Below are 21,683 nucleotides of genomic sequence, written 5' to 3'. Positions count from 1 at the left end.
GCGAAGCCGACGCGAACACCGACGCCGACGCGGACGCCGACGGGGATGCCGAAGCCGTCGCCACGACCGACGCCGACACCGGCGAAGAGGCCGACGCCAACGGCGTCGACGCGGAGGCCATCGCCGCAACCGACGCCGACAGCGACGCGGGAGCCATCGCCGCAACCGACGCGGACACGGGCGAAGGGGCTGGCGCCAACGGTTTCGACGCGGAAGCAGAAGCCACCACCGCGACCGACGCCGACGCCGACACCGACGCGGATGCCGAAGCCATCGCCACGACCGACGCCGACACCGGCGAAGAGGCCGACAACAACGGCGTCGATGCGGAAGCAGAAGCCACCACCGCGACCGACGCGGATGCGGAGGCGAGCGCGGAGGCCATCGCCACGACAGACGAAGACGACGCCGACGAGACCGACGCGGACGCGGAGGCGATTGCCGCGATCGACGCCGATGCGGACGCCAGCGCCGTCAGCGACGCCGGCGCGGACGACGAGACCGACGCCGCCCCGGAAGCTGCCGCCGCGACGGAGGTGGAGGCAGCTGAGGCCGACGCGGACGCCGCCGACACGGACGTCGACGCGGAAGCGACCAGCGCGACTGACGTGGACGCCGGTCACGAGGCCGACGTCGATGCGGAAGCCACCACCACCTCTGCCGCCGAGGTCGAGGCTGACACTGAGACCGACGCCGATGCGACTCAGACCGACGTCGACGCCGAGGCCGCCGACACCGATGCGGAAGCCGAAGCCGTCACCGCGACCGACGCCGACACGGGCGCTGAGACCGAAGCCGAAGCGGAAGCCATCGCCACGACCGACGCGGAGGCCGATGACGAGAATGCCGTCGACGCGGATGCCGCCTCGGCGACGGTCACCGACGCCGGAGAGGTCGACGCTGACGCGGAGGTTGCCACCGCTGCGGACGCCGAGGCCAGCGACGGCGCCGACGTGGAGGCTGACGCCAGCGCCGCAGCCGATACCGAGGTCGACGCGGACGCGGACGTCGCCACGGTGACCGACGGCAGCGACGAAGCCGAGGCTGCCGCCGCGACCGACGCCGATGCGGACGCGGAGGTTGCCACCGCCGCGGAGGCCGAGGCCGGCGACGACGTTGACGCGGACGCCGCGACCGAGGTGGACGCCGGCGACGAGACCGACGTCGAGGCAGACGCCACCGCTGCGACGGACGCCGACACGGCGCCCGAAGCCGGCGACGAAGCCGAGGCCACCGACCTGGCCGCCGACGGCGAGAGCGACGTCGACGTGTCGGCTGCGACGGATGTCGAGGGTGACACGGACGCGGAGACCGCCGCTGCAGCGACCGACGCCGCCGCGACCGACGCCGAGCCCGAGGCGGGAACCGACTCCGCCGCGGAGTCGGAGACCGTGGTCGCTGCCGACGCTGACGCCGAGGACGCCGCCGAGGAGGGCGAGCCCGTGGCCGCGTCCGTCGACGCCGGTGGCGCCGACGACGCCGAGGTGGCGGTCGACCCGGACGAGGAGCTCGTCGAGACCGAGACCGTCGTCGCCCCCGCGGCGCAGGTCGAGGCCGACGACGAAGGCCTCGTCGAGAGCGCCGACGCCCCCGAGCCCGTCGCGGACAACGACGCGCAACCATTGGCCGAGCCCGTCGTGGCCGCGCCGACCCTGGCCGACATCGGGTCTCCCGCCGCCGAGGTGCGGCCCGTCAGTGGGCCGCCGATGCGGCCCGGCGACGTGCCCGAGACCCGGATCGCCGTGTGGAGCACCGAGGCCGCCGACGCGTTGCGGTCCGAGTGGCACGAGGTCAAGGCCCAGTTCGTCGACGAGCCCACCGAAGCCTTGGAGCACGCCCAGACGTTGGTCGCCCGGGCCGTGCAGCAGCTCGCCGAGACGCTGCTCGCCGAGCAGGTCGAGCTCGACCCCCGCCGGGAGAACGACGCACCGGACACCGAGGCGATGCGGGTGGCGATGCGGCGCTACCGCGACTTCCTCGACAGGGTGCTCGCCCTCTAAGAACCAAAACCCACAGCGCCCCGGTCCCCCGAACCAACAGGGGGGCCGGGGCGCTGTCTTGCGTACACCCATCTATTTCATCTACCGTTGAGTTCAACATCCGTTGAATTTCACCGAACAGGAGGAACGATGGAGACCGCGATCGAGGTCAGCGACCTCGTGATCAACCGCGGAAAACGCGAGGTGCTGCACGGGCTGACCTGCACGATTCCGCGCGGCAGCATCACCGGGCTGCTCGGGCCCAGTGGCAGCGGCAAGACCACCCTCATGCGCGCCGTCGTCGGCGTGCAGCTCGTCGCGTCCGGGCGGGTCAGCGTTCTCGGCGAGCCGGCGGGCTCCCCCGCCCTCCGCCACCGGATCGGCTACCTGACACAGGCGCCGAGCGTCTACGACGACCTCACGGTCCGGGAGAACGCCCGCTACTTCGCCTCGCTCTACAAGCTCGGCCACGCCGACGCCGACGCCGCCATCGAGGCCGTCGGGCTCGGCCAGGCCGCGCACCAGCTCGTCGCCAACCTCTCCGGCGGCCAGCGCAGCCGGGCGAGCCTCGCCTGCGCCATCGTCGGCCGGCCCGAGGTGCTCGTGCTCGACGAGCCCACCGTCGGCCAGGACCCGGTGCTCCGCGACGACCTCTGGGCCCGGTTCCGCACCATGGCCGCCGACGGCACCACGATCCTCGTCTCCAGCCACGTGATGGACGAGGCCAACCGCTGCGACCGGCTGCTGCTGATCCGCGACGGCCACCTGATCGGCGACGACACCCCGGCGGCGATCAAGACCACGGCCGGCACCGACGACCTCGACGAGGCGTTCCTGCGCATCATCCGTCAACAGGAGAAGGCGGCCGCCTGATGTCTCCCCACACCCTGGCCAGCACGATCGGCCGCATCGTCCGCCAGCTCCGGCACGACCGCCGCACGGTCGGCCTCATCATCGTCGTACCCCTGCTGCTGTTGACCCTGCTCTACTACATGTTCGACGGCGGCCTGCTGTTCGACCGGATCGCGCTGGTCATGCTCGGCATCTTCCCGTTCATCATCATGTTCCTGATCACCAGCATCGCGATGCTGCGCGAGCGCACCAGCGGCACGCTCGAGCGGCTGTTCACCACCCCGGTCGGCAAGCTCGACCTGCTGTTCGGCTACGGCATCGCGTTCGGCCTGGTCGCCGCCGCGCAGGCCGCCGTGGCCGCCGGGCTCGCCTACTGGCTGTTCGACCTGGACACCGCCGGCAGCGCGTGGCTGGTCATCCTGATCGCCGTGGCCAACGCGGTGCTCGGCGTCGCGCTCGGCCTGCTGTGCAGCGCGTTCGCCCGCACGGAGTTCCAGGCCGTGCAGTTCATGCCGGTGGTGGCGCTGCCGCAGATCCTGCTCTGCGGCCTGTTCGTCGCCCGCGACTCGATGGCCGGCTGGCTGCAGGTGATCAGTGACGTGCTGCCACTGTCCTACTCGGTCGAAGCGCTCACCGAGGTCGGCCGGCACGCGGACCCGACCGGCACGATGTGGCGGGACCTTGGCATCGTGGTCGGGGCGATCATCCTCGCCCTCGTCCTCGGCGCCGCCACGCTGCGGCGCCGCACGGCCTGACCAGAGAACAGAAAGGCGACACAGTGGTACGACGGACCGGGCGCCGACCCGGCAACCCCGACACCCGCGACGCGATCCTGGCGGCGGCCCGCGCGGCGTTCGCGGAGAAGGGGTACGACGGCGCCTCGATCCGCGCGATCGCGACCGGTGCCGGAGTCGACCCGGCGCTGGTCCACCACTACTTCGGCACCAAGGACAAGCTGTTCCTGGCCGCCATGAACGCGCCGATCGACCCGGGCGACATCATCCCCGAGGTGCTGGCCGGCGACCCCGACGGCCTCGGCGAGCGGCTCGTCACCATGTTCCTGACCGTCTGGGACTCGCCGGCCGGCAAGGCCGGGGTCGGGCTGCTGCGCTCGGCGGTCAGCAGCGAGTGGACCGCCCGACTGTTCCGCGACTTCGTGGTCACCCAGGTGCTGCGCCGGGTGATGGGCGCGGTGCCGATGAAGCCGGAGGAGGCCCCACTGCGGGTCAGCCTGGTGGCCAGCCAGTTCGCCGGCCTCGCCCTGGTCCGCTACGTGATCAAGGTGGAGCCGCTCGCGTCCGCGCCGCGCGAGGTGCTGGTCGCCGCCGTGGGCCCGACCGTCCAGCGCTACATCTTCGGCGAACTGCCCGCGCCCGGGCCCGGGGCCGACGCGGGTTAACCTGGCGCGCATGTCCGAGTCCCTGCCGTTCGACCGCGTGGCCGACAGCTATGACCAGACCCGCGGTGGCGAGCGGCGCGGCCGGGAGCTCGCCGCGGCCGTCGCGCCGCACCTGCTGCCCGGCCGCGTGCTGGAGATCGGCGTCGGCACCGGGCTCGTCGCGGACGCGCTGGCCCGGCACCACGACCGCCCCGTCGTCGGCGTCGACCTCTCCCCCGCGATGCTCGCCCACGCGCGCGAGCGGCTGGGCGGCGCGGTCGCGGCCGGCGACGCCCGCGGGCTACCGGTCCGCGACGCGGCCGTCGACAACGCGTTCTTCGTGGGCGCCCTGCACGTGATCGTCGACCTCACGGCCGCGTTCGCGGAGGCGGCCCGGGTGGTCCGCCCCGGCGGCCGGGTGATCGCGCTCTCCGCCGGCCACGACCGGGACCGCCACGACGCGTTCGCGCCGCTGCTCGCCGGGCTGCCCGGGCGCGACCGCGTCGACACCCCGGAGGCCGTGCGGGCCGCCGCGACCGGCGCCGGGCTGCGCACGCTGGAGAGCCAGGAGGGCACGGTCAGCGCCGCGGCCGAGTCGCCGAACCAGATCGCCGAGACGATCGAGAACAAGGCCTGGTCGTACCTCTGGAACGTGGACGGCGCCGTCTGGGCCTCGACCGTCCTGCCGATCGTCGAGAACCTGCGCGCCCTGCCCGACCCGGACGAGCCGCGCGACCGCCGGATCAGCTACCAGCTCTCGGTTTTCGCCAAGAGCTAGCGGGTCTGCTCCAGCCAGCTCGCGTAGAGCTTCGCGTAGACCGAGCCCGTCTCCCGGACCAGCTCGTCGTGCGGGCCGCGCTGCACGACCCGGCCCTGGTCGACCACGATCACCTCGTCGGCGGCCTGGGCGGTGGAGAGCCGGTGCGCGATCGCGACCGTCGTGCGGCCGCGGGTCACGGCGTCGAGGGTGCGCTGCAGCCGCACCTCGGTGGCCGGGTCGACCGCGCTGGTCGCCTCGTCGAGCACGAGCAGGTCGGGATCCGCGACGTAGGCCCGGGCCAGCGCCACGAGCTGCCGCTCCCCCACGCTGAGGGCCTCGCCGCGCTCGCCGACCCGGGTCGCCAGCCCACCCGGCAGGCTCTCGACCCAGTCGATCAGGCCCAGCTCGGTGAACGCCAGCTCGAGGTCGCCGTCGGTCAGGTCCGGGCGGGCGAACCGCACATTTTCCGCGACCGTCGCGTCGAACAGGAAGCCGTCCTGCGGCACCATCACGACCCGCGACCGCAGCGAGTCGAAGCGGACCCGGTCGAGCGGCACGCCGGAGAGCCGCACCTCGCCCGTGGTCGGGTCCATCAGCCGGGTCAGCAGCTTGGCGAAGGTGGTCTTGCCGCTGCCGGTCTCGCCGACCACCGCGACCCGGGTCTTCGCCGGGATGTCGAGGTCGACGTCGTCGAGGACGATCGGGCCGCCGTACGTGAAGGAGACGTCCTGGAACCGGATGTCGATCGGCCCCGGCGGCAGCTCGACGCCCTGCTCGCCGGGATCGGCCACGTCGGGCTCGACGTCGAGCACGTCGAGCACCCGGCGCCAGCCGGCCACCGCGTTCTGCGCCTCGTTGAGCACCTCGGTGGCGATCTGCACCGGCTGGATGAAGAGCGTGACCAGGAAGAGGTACGCGGTGAGCTGACCGACCGTCAGCGTGCCGCCGATGCCGAGCTGGACACCGACGACGACCACCGCGGCGGTGGCGAGGCCGGCCGCGATCTCGCCGCTGGAGAAGCCGGTGACGCTGGTGCGCAGTGCCCGCATCTGGGCGGTCCGGTGGTCGTCGATCGCCGTGTTGAGCCGGGCCCGGGTGCGCTCGGAGACGCCGTACGCCCGGATCACCGGCGCGCCCACGACGCTCTCGGACACCGCCGCGAGCAGCGCGCCCATCCGCGTGCGGACCAGGCCGTACGCGCCGGCCAGGCGCTTCTGGAAGGCCCGGATGACGAACACCGCGGGCGCGAACGCGGCCAGCACCACCAGCGTGAGCTGCCACGAGTAGTAGGCCATCACGCTCGCGGTGACCACGACCTGGCCGGCACTGATGATCAGGATGACGCCGCCCCACTGCAGGAACTGCGTGATCTGGTCGATGTCGCTGGTGACCCTGGAGACCAGCGAGCCGCGCCGCTCGGACTGCTGGTGCAGCATCGAGAGGTCGTGGATGTGCCGGAAGGTACGGACGCGGACGTTGGCCAGCGCGGTCTCGCTGACCGTGAACAGCCGCCGCATCATCAGGTAGCCGCAGAGCGTGGTGATCGCGAGCACGCCCGCGGTGATCGCCACGACCGAGCCGACGAAGCCGACGTCGAGGCCGCCGGGGCCGGCGATGCCCTTGTCGATGCCCTGCTGGATGGCGACGGGCACGGCGGCCCGGCCGAGCATCGAGACGATCGCGAAGAACAGGGTGGCGGCGAGGCCGGTGCGCAGCTCGGGCGAGAGCGCCAGGCCGCGCTTGATGGTGGCCCAGGTCGACTCGGGCGCGTCGGACAGCTCGGCGGGCACGGCGGTCCTGGTGCGTGCGGGTGCGGTGGCGGTGGTCGTCACGCGGTCACCGCCCCTTCCTCGTCGTACGCGTGCTCGCGCTCCCGTTCGGCCTCGGCGCGCTCGTAGGCCGTGACCAGGTCGGTGTAGCCGGGCGAGCTGGCCAGCAGCTCCTGGTGTGTGCCGGCGGCGACGACCCGGCCGTGCTCGACGTAGACCACCTCGTCGGCCAGCGCGATCGTGGCCCGCCGGTAGGCCACCACCAGGATCGACGTCGGCTGCTCGCCGCCGCGCAGGGCCGCCAGGATGGCCGCCTCGACGCGCGGGTCGACGGCGCTGGTGGCGTCGTCGAGCACCAGCAGCCGGGGGCGGCCGGCCAGGGCGCGGGCCAGCGTCAGGCGCTGCCGCTGGCCGCCGGAGAGGGAGGTGCCGCGCTCGCCGACCATGGTGTCGAGGCCGTCGGGCAGGCGGCGGATGAACTCGTCGGCCTGGGCGAGGCGCAGCGCGGCCCAGACCGCGTCGTCGTCGATGCCGTCGCGGTCGAGGGAGACGTTGGCGCGGACGGTGTCGTCGAAGATGAACGGGATCTGGGCGACCAGGGCCGCGGTGCCGGCCAGCGCGGCGGCGGTCAGGTCGCGCAGGTCGTGGTCGTCGACGCGCACGGTGCCCGTGACGGGGTCGACGAGGCGCACCGCGAGGGAGGCGATCGTCGACTTGCCGGAGCCTGTGGGGCCGACCAGCGCGACCGTCCTGCCCTCGGGGACGACCAGGCTGATGTCGTGCAGGACGGTCGGGCCGTGGTCGTCGGTGGTGGCGTTGACCATGTCGTCGGTGTCGGCGCCGACGGGATAGGCGTACTCGACGCCGTCGAACGCGAGCGTCGCGGGTTTGTCCGACTTTTCCGGATTTATCGTGCCGTAGCGCATCTCGCCCGTGGCCGTCAGGACGTGCTGCAGCCTGTCCCAGCCCGCCACGCTGCGCGGCAGCTCGGCCAGCACCCAGCCGATCGCCCGCACCGGGAAGGCCAGCACGGTGAACAGGAACGCGATGCTGACCAGGTCGGTCACGGAGATGTCGCCGGCCCGCAACCGGAACGTGCCGACCACCAGCACGGCGAGCGTGCCCAGGCTGGGCAGCGTCTCCATCAGCGGGTCGAACAGGCCGCGCAGCCGGCCGACGGAGATGAGCGCGTCCCGTAGCTCGCGGGCCTGGCCCGCGAACCGCTCGGTCTCGTGGCCCTCGCGGCCCATGGTCTTGACGACCAGGGCGCCGTCGAAGCTCTCGTGCGCGATCGCGCTGACCTCGCCCCGCATGAGCTGGGCGCGGGCCTGGCGCGGGGCCATCCGGCGGGAGTAGAAGACGTTGATCAGGAAGAGGCCGGCGAAGGTCGCGACGCCCACCAGGGCCAGCACCCAGTCGGTGAAGAAGAGCGAGCCGACGGCGCCGACCAGCATCACCACCGTGCCGACCGCGAACGGCAGCGGCGCGATCGGGAACCAGGCGGCCTCGACGTCGGAGTTGGCGTTGGAGAGCAGGGTGCCGGTGGCGTGCCGGTGGTGCCAGGACAGCGGCAGGTCGAGGTAGCGGCCGGTGACCAGGCGCCGGTAGCGGGCCTGGAGGCGGAACTGCATGTAGCCCGCGCCGAGCCGGCGGCCGAAGATGCCGACGACCCGCAGCACGCTGACCGCGAGCACCGCCATGGCGCCGATCCAGAGCAGCGCGTTGTCGACCTTGCCGTCCTCGATCGCCGGCACGATGACGCCGCCGACGATGTGCCCGATCACGTACGCGCTGCCGACCACCAGGCCGCCGAAGAGGACGCTGCCACCCACCGCGAAGGCGAAGATGCGCGGTTCGTCGCGGATTGCCCGGCCGAGCACGCGGAAGCCCCGGGCGAGCACGTCCCGACTGGTCACGCTCGCCACTATTGATGCCCCTCTGCCGTTCGACGCGGCCTTACGTAAGCCGCGGAATTCCACAGTTATCCTTACCGGACGCAAGCCCCGGGTGCGAGCGGGTATTCCCTGTGTCCGCCGTCACAGGAGGAGGTTTCGCACCTATGGCTACGATTCTCGCCATGTCGCGCTTCGTGCGGTCCGAACGAGAAAAACTCGCCAACCTTTTCGGCAGCCTCGGGCCCGACGCGCCGACGCTGTGCACCGGTTGGGCCACCCGCGACCTGGCCGCCCATCTGGTCATCCGGGAACGCCGCCCCGACGCGAGCCTCGGCATGTTCGTGCCGCCCCTGCGCGCGCACGCCCGCGCCACGCAGCGCGCGTACTCTGCCCGCCCGTACACCGAGCTGGTCGATCTCGTCCGTAACCCCCCGTTGTGGAGCCCGGTCAGCAACCCGCTCGCGGAAGGGCTGACCAACACCCTCGAGTTCTTCGTGCACCACGAGGACGTGCGCCGCGCCCAGGCCGACTGGCACCCGCGCGAGCTGCCCACAGAGGACCAGGCGACGCTCTGGCGGAGCGCCTCCCTGATCGCCCGCATGCGACTGCGCAAGTTCCCCGCCGCGCTGCTCGTGCAGGCACCCGGGCACGGCGAGGTGACCTCGGGGGCCGGCGGCGAGCGCCTGCGGCTGGTCGGCGCGCCCGGCGAGCTCGCCTACTTCCTCTCCGGCCGGCAACGGGCCACCCGGGTCCAGATCGACGGTCCACCCGCGTTGGCCGATCGGTTGCGGACCACCCCGCTGAAGATCTGAGGCATCGACCGAACCACCGTTCCGCCGTCGGCTGCCGTCCGGCAATCATCGGGAGACCGGCGGGAAGGGGTGGGATGCGGACGTTCGCGGCCACGGCGTTGACGCCGCCGCCGTACGAGGCGCTGGTCCACCGGTCCGTCGCGGAGCTCACCCGGCACACCGCCGACTGGGCCGACGCGTTCGGGCTGGCGCCGACGCCCGACGCGCGGGCCCGGCTGGCCCGGGCCAACGCCGCCGACCTGGCCGCCCGCGCCTGCCCGGAGACGCCGCTGGCGGCCGCGCGGTTGGTGGCCGACCTGATGACCTGGCTGTTCGCGTTCGACGACCGGTGCGACGAGGACGCGCTGGGCAGCGATCCGGGTCGGCTCGCCCCGGCACTCGCGCCGCTGCTGGAGGTGGTCGACCGGTTCGGCACGGCCGCGCACGCCGACTACCAGCCCGCCGGCCCGACCGCCGCGGCGCTGCACGACCTGTGCCGGCGGATCCGCGCGCTGGGCCGGCCGGGCGGGCTGCTGCGGTTCGCGGCCGCCTTCCGGGAGTACCTGTTCGCGCTGCTCTGGGAGGCGACCAACCGGCAGCTGCACCGGGTGCCGCGGTTCGCCGAGTACGTGCAGATGCGCCGGCACACCGGTGCCGTGCTGCCCAGCTTCGCCGTGACCGACCTCGCCAACGGCGGGCTGGCCGGCGTCGCGGACCGGGTCGACCCGCGGGTGGTCCGCCTCGACCTGCTGGCCGCGGACCTCGTGTGCTGGTGCAACGACGTCTTCTCGTACGGGAAGGAACGGCTGCGCGACGGGCACAACCTGGCGACCGTCATCGCCCACGAGCTGAGCTGGCCGGAACGGGCGGCGCTGGTCGAGGCGGCGGCCCGCTACAACGCCGGCCTGGCCACCTACCGGGACCTCGAGGCCGAGGTGCTCGTCGGCGCGGACGACCGGTTGGCCCGGATGCTGATGGCCCGCCGGCGGTGGCTGCGGGCCACGTACGACTGGTCCCTGGGAGCCCTGCGCTACGCGGGCTGAGTCCAGTAAGAAGACCCTGGTCAGCCCATGATCGACACGTGTGTCCAGGGACTGGCATCCATGTGGCTGTTGGCCATACTCTTCGGTAGCACGTGACCACGATCACATGGCCAACTAAAGGTGGGTTTCCGGATATGTCGCTCGATGTCCCTTACCGGTCGATCCCCGACATGTTCCTCAAGCGTGTCGCCGCTTCGCCCGACGCGCGGGCGTTCGGCTACCCGGGTGCCTCGGGGCCGCAGTGGATGACCTGGCAGCAGACCGGTGACCGGGCCCGCGCGGTCGCCGCCGGCCTGCACGGCCTCGGCATCGGAGCCGAGGAGCGGGTGGCCATCCTGGCCAACACCCGGATCGAGTGGGTCATCGCGGACCTCGGCATCATGTGCGCCGGCGCCGCCACGACGACCGTCTACCCGACCACCGAGCCGGAGGACGCGACGTTCATCATCGCCGACTCGGGCTCCAAGGTGGTGATCGCCGAGAACCCGATGCAGGCCGCCAAGCTCAGCGGCACCAACCTGCCCGCGGTCACCCACGTCGTGCTGATCGACGGCGAGGCCGACCCGGCCGCCAACCCGCCCCAGCTCACCATGGCCGACCTCGAGAAGCAGGGCGCCGCCGCGCTGGCCGGCGACCCGGGGCTGATCGACCGCCTGGTCGAGCCGATCGCACCCGACCACCTGGCCACGCTGATCTACACGTCGGGCACGACCGGCCGCCCCAAGGGCGTCGAGCTGCTGCACGCCGGCTGGTGCTGGGAGGCGGTGGCCCAGGCCGACCTCGGCATCCTGCGCGCCGACGACCTGCAATACCTGTGGCTGCCACTGTCGCACTCGTTCGGCAAGACGCTGCTCTGCGGCATCATCCACGTGGGCCTGCCGACCTACGTCGACGGCCGGATCGACGTGCTCGTCGACAACCTGGCCGTGGTCCAGCCGACCCTGATGTGCGGCGCGCCCCGGATCTTCGAGAAGGTCTACAACAAGGCGATCACCAACGCGACCTCGGCGGGCGGCGCCAAGGCCAAGATCTTCGGCTGGGCGGTCGCGACGGGCAAGCGCAAGGTCAAGCTGGAGCAGGCCGACCAGCCGGTGCCGGCGGGCCTGAAGCTGCAGTACGCGCTCGCGACCAAGCTCGTCTTCAGCAAGCTCCAGGCGCGCCTGGGCGGCAACATCCGCACGCTGGTCTCGGGCGCGGCGCCGCTCTCGGTCGACATCTCGGAGTTCTTCGCGGCGGCGGGCCTGCCGATCTCGGAGGGCTACGGCCTGACCGAGACCAGCGCCGGCAACTTCGTCAACCGCCCGGGCGGCCTGCGCATCGGCACGGTCGGCCAGCCCCTCGGCGACCTGGAATGCAAGATCGACGAGGACGGCGAGGTCCTGCTCCGCGGCACGCCGGTCATGCGCGGCTACCACAACCTCCCGGAGGAGACCGCGGCCGCGTTCACCGCGGACGGCTTCTTCCGCACGGGCGACATCGGCGAGATCAGCGAGGACCGCTACCTGCGGATCACCGACCGCAAGAAGGACCTGGTCAAGACGTCGGGCGGCAAATACATCGCCCCGTCCCACATCGAGGGCCTGTTCAAGGCCATCTGCCCGTACACCTCGCAAGCCATCGTGATCGGCCAGGCCCGCAACTTCTGCACGATGCTGATCACCCTGGACCCGGACGCCATCACGGCGTGGGCGGCGACCAACGAGCTGGCCGGCAAGTCCTACACGGAGATCGTCACGTCCCCGGCCGCGCACGCGATGGTCGAGGGCCACGTCAACGAGCTGAACGCGAAGCTCAACCGCTGGGAGACGATCAAGAAGTTCACCATCCTCTCCCGCGACCTGACCATCGAGGACGGCGAGATGACCCCGTCCATGAAGATCAAGCGCCGCGGCGTCGAGGCCAACTTCAAGAACGACATCGACAAGATGTACGAAGGCACGCTCGCCGAGATCTAGCCCGTTTTCAGGCCCGCCGGAATGCTTCTCCGGCGGGCCTGATCCTGTCCCGGGTCCGCGGTGGGCACGACCGTCGCTCCCGCCGGACACCGCTCCGCTTCGCTCCGCTGCCAGGTCCGCGCTTCACGAGCACGAGATCAACGGCGGCGCATGCGGAGGCTGCGGATGTTCTCGTCGGGTCGCGACGAGAACGTCGGCACCGTTTCCACGACCTCGAAACCGCGCGCCCGGTAGAACGGAATGCCGCGGTCGTTGCCCTCGATCACCCGGACCCAGATCTCCCGCGCCCCGCCCTCCGTGAGCTGGTCGACGACACGGTCGAGCAGCAGGGTGCCGAGGCCGCGGTTGCGCTCCGCCGGGTCCAGGTAGATGACGTAGAGCTCCCCCACCCCGGGCTCGCCGATGCCGCCGCCGGCCGCACCCAGGACCCGGCCGGCCTCCTCGACGACCTGGTAGCCGTACCAGTGCGGCGGATTCGCCGCCACCTCGCGCGCCACCCGGTCGGGCTGGTAGAAGTCGCGGATCGTGCGCTCGACGAAGTCAGCGGGCAGCAGGTCCCGATAGGTCTCGCGGTAGGCCACCGCGCAGATCTCACAGATCCGCGCCACGTCGCCCGCCGTCGCCGCCCGCACCGTCGCCGCACTCACGCACGCGACTCTATCCACGGCAGCCCTCAGGCGATGACCACCGGCTTGCGCCAGCCGGGGTGGGGCGCGCGATCGAGGTCGTACCGGACCGTGGCGATCCGCTTGACCGCGTCGACCAGGTCCGCCGCCGGCAGCGTGTACGGCAACCGCAGGAAGCGCTCCAACGTCCCGTCCAGCCCGAACCGCGGACCCGGCGCCAACCGCACGCCGACGTCCTCCGCCGCCCGCGCCAACGCGCTGGAGATCGGCCCGTCCAGCTCCGCCCAGAGCGTCACCCCGCCGTGCGGCGGTTGGACCCGCCATTCCGGCAGGTGCTCGGCCAGGGCCGCCAGCAGCGCGTCGCGTTGGGTGGCGAGCTGGGCCTGGCGGGCCGGGACGATCGTGTCCGCCCGCGACAGCAACTGCGCCGCCACGAGCTGGTCGAGGACCGGGCTCGCCATGTCGACGCCCACCCGCAGGGCGGCCAGGCGTTGGACCGTGGGGGCCGACGCGCGGACCCAGCCGATGCGCAGGCCGCCCCAGTAGGGCTTGCTCATGCCGCCGATCGTGATCACGCGGCTGTGGCGGTCCGAGACCGCGACCGGGGGCGGCATCTCGACGCCGTCCAGCGGCAGGTCCACGAACGACTCGTCGACGACCAGGTCGGTGCCGGTCGCGTGGGCCGTGGCGACCAGGCGTTCCCGCAGCTCCGCCGGCATCAGGTGGCCCGTGGGGTTGTGGAACTCCGGGATCACGTACGCCAGCCGCGGTGTGGTCTGCCGCAGTGCCCCGAGCAGCAGCTCGCCGTCCCAGCCGCCGGCCGGGTCCAGGCCGTGCGTGGTGATCCTCGCGCGGCGCGCGGAGAGCGCGGCGAGGGCGTTGGGATAGGTCGGGGACTCCATGAGCACGCCGTTGCCGGCCTGCACCGTCAGCCGGAGCACCAGGTCGAGGGCCTGCTGCGTACCGCTCGTCACCATGATCTGGTCGGGGCTCGTCGGGAGGCCGCGGTCGGTGAAGCCCCGGGCGACCGCCTCGCGCAGCTCCGGCAGGCCCGTCGGGTGGTAACCGGCGTCGCCGAGGTAGCGCGGCAGCTCGTCGGCGGCCGCGCGGGCCGCGGGGATGAGCTCCGGCGGCGCGGCCAGGGCGGCACAGCCCAGGTCGATCATGCCGAACTCGTTGAGCGGGGTCCACAGGCCGCTGCTGGCGACCCGGTGCCCGCCCGGCAGGGTGGTCCAGCTCCCCGCGCCGCGGCGGCTGGTCAGGTGGCCGCTCTCGCGGAGCTCCCGGTACGCCGCCGTCACGGTGGTGCGGCTGACCTTGAGCGCCTCGGCCAGCTCGCGCTCGGCGGGCAGCCGGATGCCCAGCGGCAGGCGGCCGTCGGAGAGCAGGCCGCGGACCGCGCCCGCCAGGGCCGCGTAGTCCGGGTTCCGGCGGCGGCCCGGCAGCGCGTGCCAGTGGCCGAGCAGGCGGGCGAGTTGGCTGCCGCGGACCAGGCTAGTCATATCCACTCCTCGCGAATTGGCTCTTCAGCACCGAACCAATTGGCCTTCAGAGTGGCATGCATGGCGCCTGAGAGCAACCAGTCCACCGGTCTGCGTGACCGACTTCCCCGCCGGCTGATCCAACTCTTCGTCGGCCTGGCCCTCTACGGCGCCAGCATGGCCCTGATGATCGAGGCGTCACTGGGCCTGGACCCCTGGGACGTCTTCCACCAGGGCCTGGCCGAGCGCACCGGCCTCTCCTTCGGCACCATCGTGATCATCGTCGGCGCGGCCGTGCTGCTGCTCTGGGTGCCGCTGCGGCAGAAGCCGGGGATCGGCACCGTCAGCAACATCGTCCTCATCGGTCTCGCGGTCGACGCGACGCTGGTCCTGCTGCCGACGCCGAGCGCGCTGGCGTGGCGGATCACGTTCCTCGTCCTCGGCATCACGCTCAACGGGGTGGCCGGCGGGCTCTACATCGGTGCGCGGCTCGGCCCCGGCCCGCGCGACGGGCTGATGACCGGCTGGGTCGCCCGCAGGCCGGGCCGCTCGATCCGGCTCACCCGTACCGTCATCGAACTGTCCGTGCTCGGGATCGGCGTCCTGCTCGGTGGCACGGTCGGCGTCGGGACCATCGCGTACGCGCTCCTGATCGGACCGTTGAACCACGTCTTCATCCCGCTGTTCACGGTGCGCGGGTCGACGCCCCGGGTGGCCCTGGATGCGACTGCATGATGCATCGAACCTGGTGAAGGTTTCAGGTAAACAAAAGATCACCACAATGTTCATGGCTCGTTGACGTTGGCATCATTGGTCCATGGGGCAGGACGGCTGGCGACGATCCGACGCGTGGATCTTCGTCGCGGTGGTGATGGCGAACGGCGCGGGGCGCCACATGCGCTCGGCGACGACCCGACGACCGGAGGGCGTACGGCTCGCGGACGTGCTCTCGATGGCCGACCACCTGCGCCAGGTGCTGCCGGGCCGCCGTGAGGTGGAGGAGGCGGTCCGCCGGCTGACGGGGGCGGCCTTGATCACGGTGGACGACGGCTGGTTCCGCGTCACCCCGTCCGGCGCCGCGATGTGGCGCAACCGCAGGGTCGGGGTGGGCGCGGTCGACACGGTCTACACCCAGTTGCTGCGCCGACCGCTCCCGGACGACGCCGACTGGAGCCTCGACGAAACCGAACACGCGGCGGCGATCCTCGAGTACGCGGGCCGCGGCGACCAGGGCGACGACCCACGATGAAACACGCGGCCCTGGAAATCTTCGTCGGCGAGTGGGCGGTCACCGCGGAACTCCCGGACGACACCTCCGCGCCCGCGGTGCGCAGCGTCTTCGAATGGATCCTGGACGGCGCCTACCTGGCGCAACGCACGGAGGTCAACATCCTCGGCGTCCCCGACAGCCTGGCGATCGTCGCCCCGGGCCCCGCCGGCTACACGCAGCACTACTACAACTCCCGCGGCGTCAGCCGCCTCTACACGATGACCTTCGACGGTCGCGTATGGACCCTGACCCGCGACTCGGCGGACTTCTCACCGCTGGACTTCACACAACGCTTCACGGGCACGTTCACCCCGGACCACAACCGCATAGACGGCGCCTGGGAAAAGGCCATGCCGGGCGCGGACTGGACGCTGGACTTCGCCCTGACCTACACCCGCATCACCTGAGGGCCCCTGCATCGAAGCCGCGGGCTTCGTGCGGGGTGCCGCGGCCGACTTGCGAATCCACCGGCCACCGCGCGGGGTGCCGGGAGCGCAAACGCCGGAACGCGGCTCGCGACCCACCGACCACCGCGCGAGGCGCGAGGGGCACGGACCGTCGGGGCCGGCTCGCGACCAACCCACCACCGCGCGCAGCGCCGGGCCTCCTCCGTCGCGGCGTACATGTTGCGACGTGTGGATACATGCGAAAGCATGTGCGCGCTGACGGCGACCCTACCCGCGGCGGACGGCACGCCGGTTGGTTGCGGCCCGGCGGTGGCGGCACACCCGGTTGGCCGATGGGACCGCTGCCAGGAAGACCGTGCCGATTACCAGCCCAGCCCGTTACCGCACCGGGTGGCCTGTCTCTCGCAGTGCGGTCTTCACGTCGCCGATGCGTAGCTCTCCGAAGTGGAACACGCTGGCCGCCAGCACCGCGTCCGCGCCCGCGTCGATTGCCGGCGGGAAGTGGGACGTCGTGCCCGCGCCGCCGCTGGCGATCACCGGGATGTCGACGACCGCGCGGACCGCCTCGATCAGCTCCAGGTCGAAGCCCGCCTTCGTGCCGTCGGCGTCCATCGAGTTGAGCAGGATCTCCCCCGCGCCCAGGTCCGCGACCTGCCGCGCCCAGTCGATCGCGTCGAGCCCGGTGGTCTTGCGGCCGCCGTGCGTGGTCACCTCGAAACCGCCCGACGGCGTCCGGCGTACGTCCAGTGAGAGCACCAGCACCTGGTTGCCGAACCGCTCCGCGATCTCCGCGATCAGCGCCGGCCGGGCGATCGCCGCCGTGTTGACGCCGACCTTGTCGGCGCCGGCCCGCAGCAGGGTGTCCACGTCGGACACCGAGCGGACCCCGCCGCCGACGGTCAGCGGGATGAAGACCGACTCGGCGGTACGGCGTACCACGTCCAGCATCGTGCCCCGGTCGTCGGACGACGCGGTCACGTCGAGGAACGTCAGCTCGTCGGCCCCCGCCGCGTCGTAGGCCGCCGCCAGCTCCACCGGGTCCCCCGCGTCGCGCAGGTCGACGAAGTTGACGCCCTTGACCACCCGCCCCGCGTCCACGTCGAGGCAGGGGATCACCCGGACCGCGACGCTCACGACGCCAACACCTCCAGTGCCTCGCGCACGGTGAACGCGCCCGCGTACAACGCCTTGCCGGCGATCACGCCCTCGACGCCCGCGCTCTCCAGCGTGGCCAGCGCGCGCAGGTCGTCCAGGGTGGACACCCCCCCGGAGGCGATCACCGGCGCGTCCGTCCGGGCGCAGACCTCGCGCAGCAGGTCCAGGTTGGGCCCGCGCATCATGCCGTCCTTGGTGATGTCGGTGACCACGTAGCGGGCCGCCCCGGCCTTGTCGAGCCGCTCCAGCACCTCGAAGAGGTCACCGCCGTCGCGGGTCCAGCCGCGGGCCGAGAGGGTACGACCGCGGACGTCGAGCCCGATCGCCACGCGGTCGCCGTACTCGCCGACGACCCGGTCGCACCACTCCGGGTCCTCCAGGGCCGCCGTGCCGATGTTGACCCGGGCGGCGCCGGTGGCCAGCGCGGCCCGCAGCGACGCGTCGTCCCGGATCCCGCCGGACAGCTCCACCTTGACGTCGAGGCGCCCGACCACCGACGCCAGCAGAGCAGCGTTGGAGCCCCGGCCGAACGCCGCGTCCAGGTCGACCAGGTGCACCCACTGCGCCCCGTCGTGCTGCCAGGCCAGCGCCGCCTCCAGCGGGTCGCCGTAGCCGGTCTCGGTGCCGGCGGCGCCCTGCACGAGGCGGACGGCCTGGCCGTCGGCGACGTCGACGGCGGGCAGCAGGGTGAGCGTCATGAGCTATCTCCTCCGAGGAGCGTTATCCGGCGCGGCGGCCCAGGGCGACGATGACCAGGGCGGGCAGGCAGAGCAGCAGGAGCAGGGACAGCACGAGGCGCAGCGCGACGTCGTCGACCAGGAACCAGACGAGGCCGAGCAGCACCAGCGTGATGATCACGATGCCGGCGCGCTCGCCGCGGCTGCGGCGGGCCAGCAGGCGGCCGGTCCGGCGGCGGCGCGGCGTCAGCCGCGCGACCAGGGCCTTGCGGCGCTGCCGGCGCGCGGAGACCCGGGCCCGCTTCTCGCGCAGGCGGGCGGCCTCCGCCTCCCGGGCGGCCCGGCGCAGGGCGCGTTCCTTAGCCAAGGGTGGCCAGCCAGTTGCCGAGCAGGGTCGCCCCCGCGTCACCGGACTTCTCGGGGTGGAACTGGGTCGCCGACAGCGCGCCCCGCTCCACCGCGGCCACGAACGGCGCCTCGTGGGTGCAGAAGGTGACACCGGGCAGCGGGTCGTGGGCCGCGTACGAGTGCACGAAGTAGAACCGCGTGTCCGCCGGCAGCCCCGCGAACAGCACCGAGTCGGGCGGCGGGGTGACCGTGTTCCAGCCCATGTGCGGGACCCGGCGCGCGGCGAGCCGGCTGACCGTGCCCGGCAGCAGCCCGAGGCCCTTGGTCACGACGCCGTGCTCCTCGCCGGCCTCGAACAGCACCTGCATGCCCACGCAGATGCCGAGCACCGGACGGTCGGCCGACACCCGCGACGCGATCACCCGGCCGGCCGCGCCGGGCAGCGCCTCGATGCCGGCCATGCAGGCCGCGTACGCGCCGACGCCCGGCACGACGAGCCCGTCCGCCTCGGCGGCCGCCGCCAGGTCGGACGTCACAGTGACCGACGCACCGACCCGCTCGAGCGCCCGCTGCGCCGAGCGCAGGTTGCCGGAGCCGTAGTCGAGCACGACGACGGAACGCGCGGTCATGGCGCCAGCCAGAGAACGCCGCCGACCAGCGCCAGCACTGCGAGCAGCCCGACGAATCCGACCACACCACGCGAGGCGCCCTGCTTGTGCAGCGAGTAGACGCCACCGCAGAGGATCCCCGCAACGCCGAGCAGCAGCACGGGCAGCACCGAGCTCACAAGGCACCCTTCGTCGACGGCACGGCGCCACCGGCGCGGGGGTCGATCGCGACGGCCGCGCGCAGCGCCCGGCTGACCGCCTTGAACTGCGCCTCGACCACGTGGTGGGCGTCGGGGTTGCCGCCGGGGCGGGCGGCCCGCAGCACGTCGACGTGCAGGGTGACGCGCGCGGCCAGCCCGAAGGACTCGAAGATGTGCCGGGTCATGCTGGTCGGGTAGACCGGCCCGATGTACGGCGCCAGCGGCGGCTCGTCGTGCACCACGTACGCCCGGCCGGACAGGTCGACCGCGGCCCGCACCAGCACCTCGTCCATCGGCACCGTGGCACTGCCGTACCGCTGGATCCCGGCCTTGTCGCCGAGCGCCTCCGCGAACGCCGTGCCCAGCGCGATCGCCGTGTCCTCCATCGTGTGGTGGGCGTCGATCTCCAGGTCGCCGACGGTCCGCACGGTCAGGTCGAAGCCACCGTGCCGGGCGATCTGGTTGAGCATGTGGTCGTAGAAGCCGACGCCGGTCGAGATCTCGGCCCGGCCGGTGCCGTCGAGGTCGATCTCGACGAGCACCTTGGTCTCGTTTGTGACGCGCTCGACGCGCCCGACGCGGCTCACAGTTCCTCCATGGCTGCCAGGAAGGCATCGGTCTCGGACGGGGTTCCGGCGGTGACGCGCAGCCAGCCCGGCAGGCCGACGTCGCGGACCAGCACGCCGCGGTCCAGCAGCGCCTGCCAAGCGGCCCGCTGGTCGCCGCCGACCTCGAAGAGTACGAAGTTGGCGTCGCTGTCGGCCACGGTCAACCCGCGGGCCCGCAGGGTCGCGACGATCCGGTCGCGCTGCTCCTTGATCGCCTCGACGGTGGCGAGCAGGCCGTCGCGGTGCGCGACGGCCGCGCGCGCGGCGGCCTGGGTCAGGGCGCTCAGGTGATAGGGCAACCGGACGAGCTGGACGGCGTCGACCACGGCCGGGTCGGCGGCGAGGTAGCCCAGCCGGCCGCCGGCGAAGCCGAACGCCTTGCTCATCGTGCGGGTCACCACGAGCCGCGGGTGGCCGGACAGGTTCTCCAGGGCGGTGGGCGTGCCGGCGCGGCGGAACTCCGCGTACGCCTCGTCGACGACGACCATCCCCGGCGCGACGTCGAGCACCGCGGTCACCACCTCGGGCGGCAACGCCGTACCCGTGGGGTTGTTGGGTGAGCAGAGGAAGACGATGTCCGGCGCGTGCGCGCGGACCTGGGCGGCGACGTCGGCCGCGGTCAGGGCGAAGTCGGGGCCGCGCCGCCCGTCGACCCAGGCGGTGCCGGTGCCGACGGCGAGCAGCGGGTGCATCGAGTAGGCCGGCGTGAAGCCGAGCGCGGTGCGCCCCGGGCCGCCGAACGCCTGGAGCAACTGCTGCTGCACCTCGTTGGACCCGTTGGCCGCCCAGACGTTGGCGACGGTCAGCCCGTGGCCGAGGTAGGCGGCGAGGTCGGTGCGCAGCGCCACCGCGTCCCGGTCGGGGTAGCGGTTGAGGTCGCGCAGCTCGTCCTGGACGGCCTTGCCGATCGCCTCGACCACGTCGTCGGGCACCGGGTACGAGTTCTCGTTGGTGTTCAGGCGCACCGGCACGTCGAGCTGCGGCGCGCCGTAGGCCGTCAGCCCGCGCAGGTCGTCCCGCAGCGGGAGGTCGTCGAGGTGGGTCATGCCGGGAACCTCGCCGTGACCGCCTCGCCGTGGGCCGGCAGGTCCTCGACGGTGGCCAGGGTGACCACGTGGGGGGCCGCCTCGCGCAGGGCCGCCTCGTCGTATTCCACGATGTGGATGCCGCGCAGGAACGACTGCACGGACAGGCCGCTGGAGTGCCGGGCACAGCCGCCGGTCGGCAGCACGTGGTTGGAACCGGCGCAGTAGTCGCCGAGCGAGACCGGCGCGTACGGCCCGACGAACACGGCACCGGCGTTGCGCACCCGCATCGCCACCGCGCGGGCGTCCCGGGTCTGGATCTCCAGGTGCTCGGCCGCGTAGGCGTTGACGACCCGCAGCCCCTGCTCGAGGTCGTCGACGAGGACGGTCCCGGACTGCTCACCGCCCAGGGCCGCGGTGATCCGCTCGGTGTGCTTGGTCCGGCCGACCCGGACACCAAGCTCCGCGTCGACCGCGTCGGCCAGGGCGGGCGAGGTCGTGACCAGGATGCTGGCCGCCAGCGGGTCGTGCTCGGCCTGGCTGATCAGGTCGGCGGCGACGTGCCCGGCGTCGGCGGTGTCGTCGGCCAGGACGGCGATCTCGGTCGGGCCGGCCTCGGCGTCGATGCCCACCGCACCGCCCGCCCGCAGCAGCCGCTTGGCCGCGGTCACCCAGACGTTGCCGGGGCCGGTAATGACGTCGACCGGCCGGCACCAGCCGGTGCCGGCGGCGTTGGTGGTGCTGCCGTGGCCGAGCATCGCGATCGCCTGGGCACCGCCGACGGCGTAGACCTCGTCGACACCGAGCAACGCGCAGGCGGCGAGCACCCGCTGGTCGGGCAGGCCGCCGTTGTCCT

General features: G+C 72.7%; 22 protein-coding genes and 1 pseudogene. 11 read left to right on the top strand and 12 right to left on the bottom strand.

Features of this window, described 5'->3' with window-relative positions; all coding sequences use genetic code 11:
* The 5 genes and pseudogenes from Asi02nite_RS42495 to Asi02nite_RS37690 form a co-directional block, all read left to right on the top strand.
* Positions 1 to 2,000: pseudogene (locus tag Asi02nite_RS42495) on the top strand (hypothetical protein); the annotation flags it as partial.
* A gap of 129 nt (positions 2,001 to 2,129) precedes the next feature.
* Positions 2,130 to 2,852, top strand: a complete 723-nt coding sequence (locus tag Asi02nite_RS37705) for an ABC transporter ATP-binding protein (RefSeq protein WP_203718840.1) — start codon at positions 2,130 to 2,132, stop codon at positions 2,850 to 2,852.
* Entirely contained in the window at positions 2,852 to 3,586 is a 735-nt protein-coding gene (locus Asi02nite_RS37700) for an ABC transporter permease (protein ID WP_203718839.1), read from the top strand. The genes Asi02nite_RS37705 and Asi02nite_RS37700 overlap by 1 nt, the downstream gene beginning before the upstream one ends.
* Positions 3,587 to 3,609: 23 nt before the next feature.
* Positions 3,610 to 4,230 (top strand): TetR/AcrR family transcriptional regulator, encoded by a 621-nt coding sequence (locus Asi02nite_RS37695; RefSeq protein ID WP_203718838.1) that lies wholly within the window; start codon positions 3,610 to 3,612, stop codon positions 4,228 to 4,230.
* Positions 4,231 to 4,240: 10 nt separating this feature from the next.
* The gene (locus Asi02nite_RS37690; RefSeq protein WP_203718837.1) at positions 4,241 to 4,987 is read left to right on the top strand and encodes a class I SAM-dependent methyltransferase; all 747 of its coding nucleotides are present in this window, start codon (positions 4,241 to 4,243) and stop codon (positions 4,985 to 4,987) included.
* On the opposite strand, the gene Asi02nite_RS37685 is transcribed toward Asi02nite_RS37690, so the two are convergent.
* The gene (locus Asi02nite_RS37685) at positions 4,984 to 6,801 is read right to left on the bottom strand and encodes an ABC transporter ATP-binding protein (protein ID WP_373312414.1); all 1,818 of its coding nucleotides are present in this window, start codon (positions 6,799 to 6,801) and stop codon (positions 4,984 to 4,986) included. The two genes, Asi02nite_RS37690 and Asi02nite_RS37685, sit on opposite strands and share 4 nt — an antisense overlap.
* The gene (locus tag Asi02nite_RS37680) at positions 6,798 to 8,663 is read right to left on the bottom strand and encodes an ABC transporter ATP-binding protein (protein ID WP_239127578.1); all 1,866 of its coding nucleotides are present in this window, start codon (positions 8,661 to 8,663) and stop codon (positions 6,798 to 6,800) included. Before Asi02nite_RS37680 ends, Asi02nite_RS37685 begins: the two co-directional genes overlap by 4 nt.
* A gap of 152 nt (positions 8,664 to 8,815) precedes the next feature.
* Between Asi02nite_RS37680 and Asi02nite_RS37675 the strand changes: the two genes are divergently transcribed.
* The 3 genes from Asi02nite_RS37675 (at position 8,816) to Asi02nite_RS37665 (ending at position 12,422) form a co-directional block, all read left to right on the top strand.
* Positions 8,816 to 9,445, top strand: a complete 630-nt coding sequence (locus tag Asi02nite_RS37675) for a TIGR03085 family metal-binding protein (RefSeq protein ID WP_203718836.1) — start codon at positions 8,816 to 8,818, stop codon at positions 9,443 to 9,445.
* Positions 9,446 to 9,519: 74 nt separating this feature from the next.
* Complete coding sequence (locus Asi02nite_RS37670) at positions 9,520 to 10,467, top strand: terpene synthase family protein (protein ID WP_203718835.1); 948 nt, start codon at positions 9,520 to 9,522, stop codon at positions 10,465 to 10,467.
* Between the two features lie 134 nt (positions 10,468 to 10,601).
* Positions 10,602 to 12,422, top strand: a complete 1,821-nt coding sequence (locus Asi02nite_RS37665; RefSeq protein WP_203718834.1) for an AMP-dependent synthetase/ligase — start codon at positions 10,602 to 10,604, stop codon at positions 12,420 to 12,422.
* Positions 12,423 to 12,559: 137 nt separating this feature from the next.
* Here Asi02nite_RS37665 and Asi02nite_RS37660 read toward each other — a convergent pair whose 3' ends face one another.
* Both Asi02nite_RS37660 and yczR read right to left on the bottom strand, forming a co-directional pair.
* The gene (locus tag Asi02nite_RS37660; RefSeq protein ID WP_203718833.1) at positions 12,560 to 13,069 is read right to left on the bottom strand and encodes a GNAT family N-acetyltransferase; all 510 of its coding nucleotides are present in this window, start codon (positions 13,067 to 13,069) and stop codon (positions 12,560 to 12,562) included.
* A 26-nt stretch (positions 13,070 to 13,095) separates the two neighbouring features.
* Positions 13,096 to 14,550, bottom strand: coding sequence for a MocR-like transcription factor YczR (gene yczR / locus Asi02nite_RS37655; protein WP_203718832.1), 1,455 nt, complete (start codon positions 14,548 to 14,550; stop codon positions 13,096 to 13,098).
* A gap of 60 nt (positions 14,551 to 14,610) precedes the next feature.
* On the opposite strand from yczR, the gene yczE reads away from it, so the two are divergent.
* The 3 genes from yczE (at position 14,611) to Asi02nite_RS37640 (ending at position 16,206) form a co-directional block, all read left to right on the top strand.
* The gene (gene yczE, locus Asi02nite_RS37650) at positions 14,611 to 15,264 is read left to right on the top strand and encodes a membrane protein YczE (RefSeq protein WP_203718831.1); all 654 of its coding nucleotides are present in this window, start codon (positions 14,611 to 14,613) and stop codon (positions 15,262 to 15,264) included.
* Positions 15,265 to 15,346: 82 nt separating this feature from the next.
* The gene (locus Asi02nite_RS37645; protein ID WP_203718830.1) at positions 15,347 to 15,778 is read left to right on the top strand and encodes a hypothetical protein; all 432 of its coding nucleotides are present in this window, start codon (positions 15,347 to 15,349) and stop codon (positions 15,776 to 15,778) included.
* Positions 15,775 to 16,206 carry a hypothetical protein gene (locus Asi02nite_RS37640; RefSeq protein WP_203718829.1) on the top strand — a complete coding sequence of 144 codons (432 nt, stop codon included), beginning with the start codon at positions 15,775 to 15,777 and terminating at the stop codon, positions 16,204 to 16,206. The genes Asi02nite_RS37645 and Asi02nite_RS37640 overlap by 4 nt, the downstream gene beginning before the upstream one ends.
* 378 nt (positions 16,207 to 16,584) lie before the next feature.
* Here the strand turns inward: Asi02nite_RS37640 and hisF are convergent, their stop codons facing one another.
* From hisF to hisD, 8 genes are all read right to left on the bottom strand, one after another.
* Positions 16,585 to 17,340, bottom strand: coding sequence for an imidazole glycerol phosphate synthase subunit HisF (gene hisF, locus Asi02nite_RS37635; RefSeq protein WP_203718828.1), 756 nt, complete (start codon positions 17,338 to 17,340; stop codon positions 16,585 to 16,587).
* Positions 17,337 to 18,059 (bottom strand): bifunctional 1-(5-phosphoribosyl)-5-((5-phosphoribosylamino)methylideneamino)imidazole-4-carboxamide isomerase/phosphoribosylanthranilate isomerase PriA, encoded by a 723-nt coding sequence (priA, locus tag Asi02nite_RS37630; protein WP_203718827.1) that lies wholly within the window; start codon positions 18,057 to 18,059, stop codon positions 17,337 to 17,339. The genes hisF and priA overlap by 4 nt, the downstream gene beginning before the upstream one ends.
* 22 nt (positions 18,060 to 18,081) lie before the next feature.
* Entirely contained in the window at positions 18,082 to 18,405 is a 324-nt protein-coding gene (locus Asi02nite_RS37625; protein ID WP_203718826.1) for a hypothetical protein, read from the bottom strand.
* Complete coding sequence (hisH, locus tag Asi02nite_RS37620) at positions 18,398 to 19,015, bottom strand: imidazole glycerol phosphate synthase subunit HisH (RefSeq protein WP_203718825.1); 618 nt, start codon at positions 19,013 to 19,015, stop codon at positions 18,398 to 18,400. Before hisH ends, Asi02nite_RS37625 begins: the two co-directional genes overlap by 8 nt.
* Positions 19,012 to 19,173 carry a CG2302 family histidine operon protein gene (locus Asi02nite_RS37615; protein ID WP_203718824.1) on the bottom strand — a complete coding sequence of 54 codons (162 nt, stop codon included), beginning with the start codon at positions 19,171 to 19,173 and terminating at the stop codon, positions 19,012 to 19,014. The genes hisH and Asi02nite_RS37615 overlap by 4 nt, the downstream gene beginning before the upstream one ends.
* On the bottom strand, positions 19,170 to 19,781 hold the full coding sequence (hisB, locus tag Asi02nite_RS37610) for an imidazoleglycerol-phosphate dehydratase HisB (RefSeq protein WP_203718823.1): 612 nt from the start codon (positions 19,779 to 19,781) through the stop codon (positions 19,170 to 19,172). The genes Asi02nite_RS37615 and hisB overlap by 4 nt, the downstream gene beginning before the upstream one ends.
* Positions 19,778 to 20,848, bottom strand: a complete 1,071-nt coding sequence (locus Asi02nite_RS37605) for a histidinol-phosphate transaminase (protein ID WP_203718822.1) — start codon at positions 20,846 to 20,848, stop codon at positions 19,778 to 19,780. Before Asi02nite_RS37605 ends, hisB begins: the two co-directional genes overlap by 4 nt.
* Positions 20,845 to 21,683, bottom strand: an 839-nt coding sequence (gene hisD / locus Asi02nite_RS37600) for a histidinol dehydrogenase (protein ID WP_203718821.1), incomplete at its 5' end; no start/stop codon positions are given. The genes hisD and Asi02nite_RS37605, both read right to left, overlap by 4 nt.

Origin of the sequence: Asanoa siamensis, from assembly GCF_016862555.1 — a bacterium.
Classification (GTDB): domain Bacteria; phylum Actinomycetota; class Actinomycetes; order Mycobacteriales; family Micromonosporaceae; genus Asanoa; species Asanoa siamensis.
This window is presented reverse-complemented; position numbering and strand designations above follow the sequence as displayed.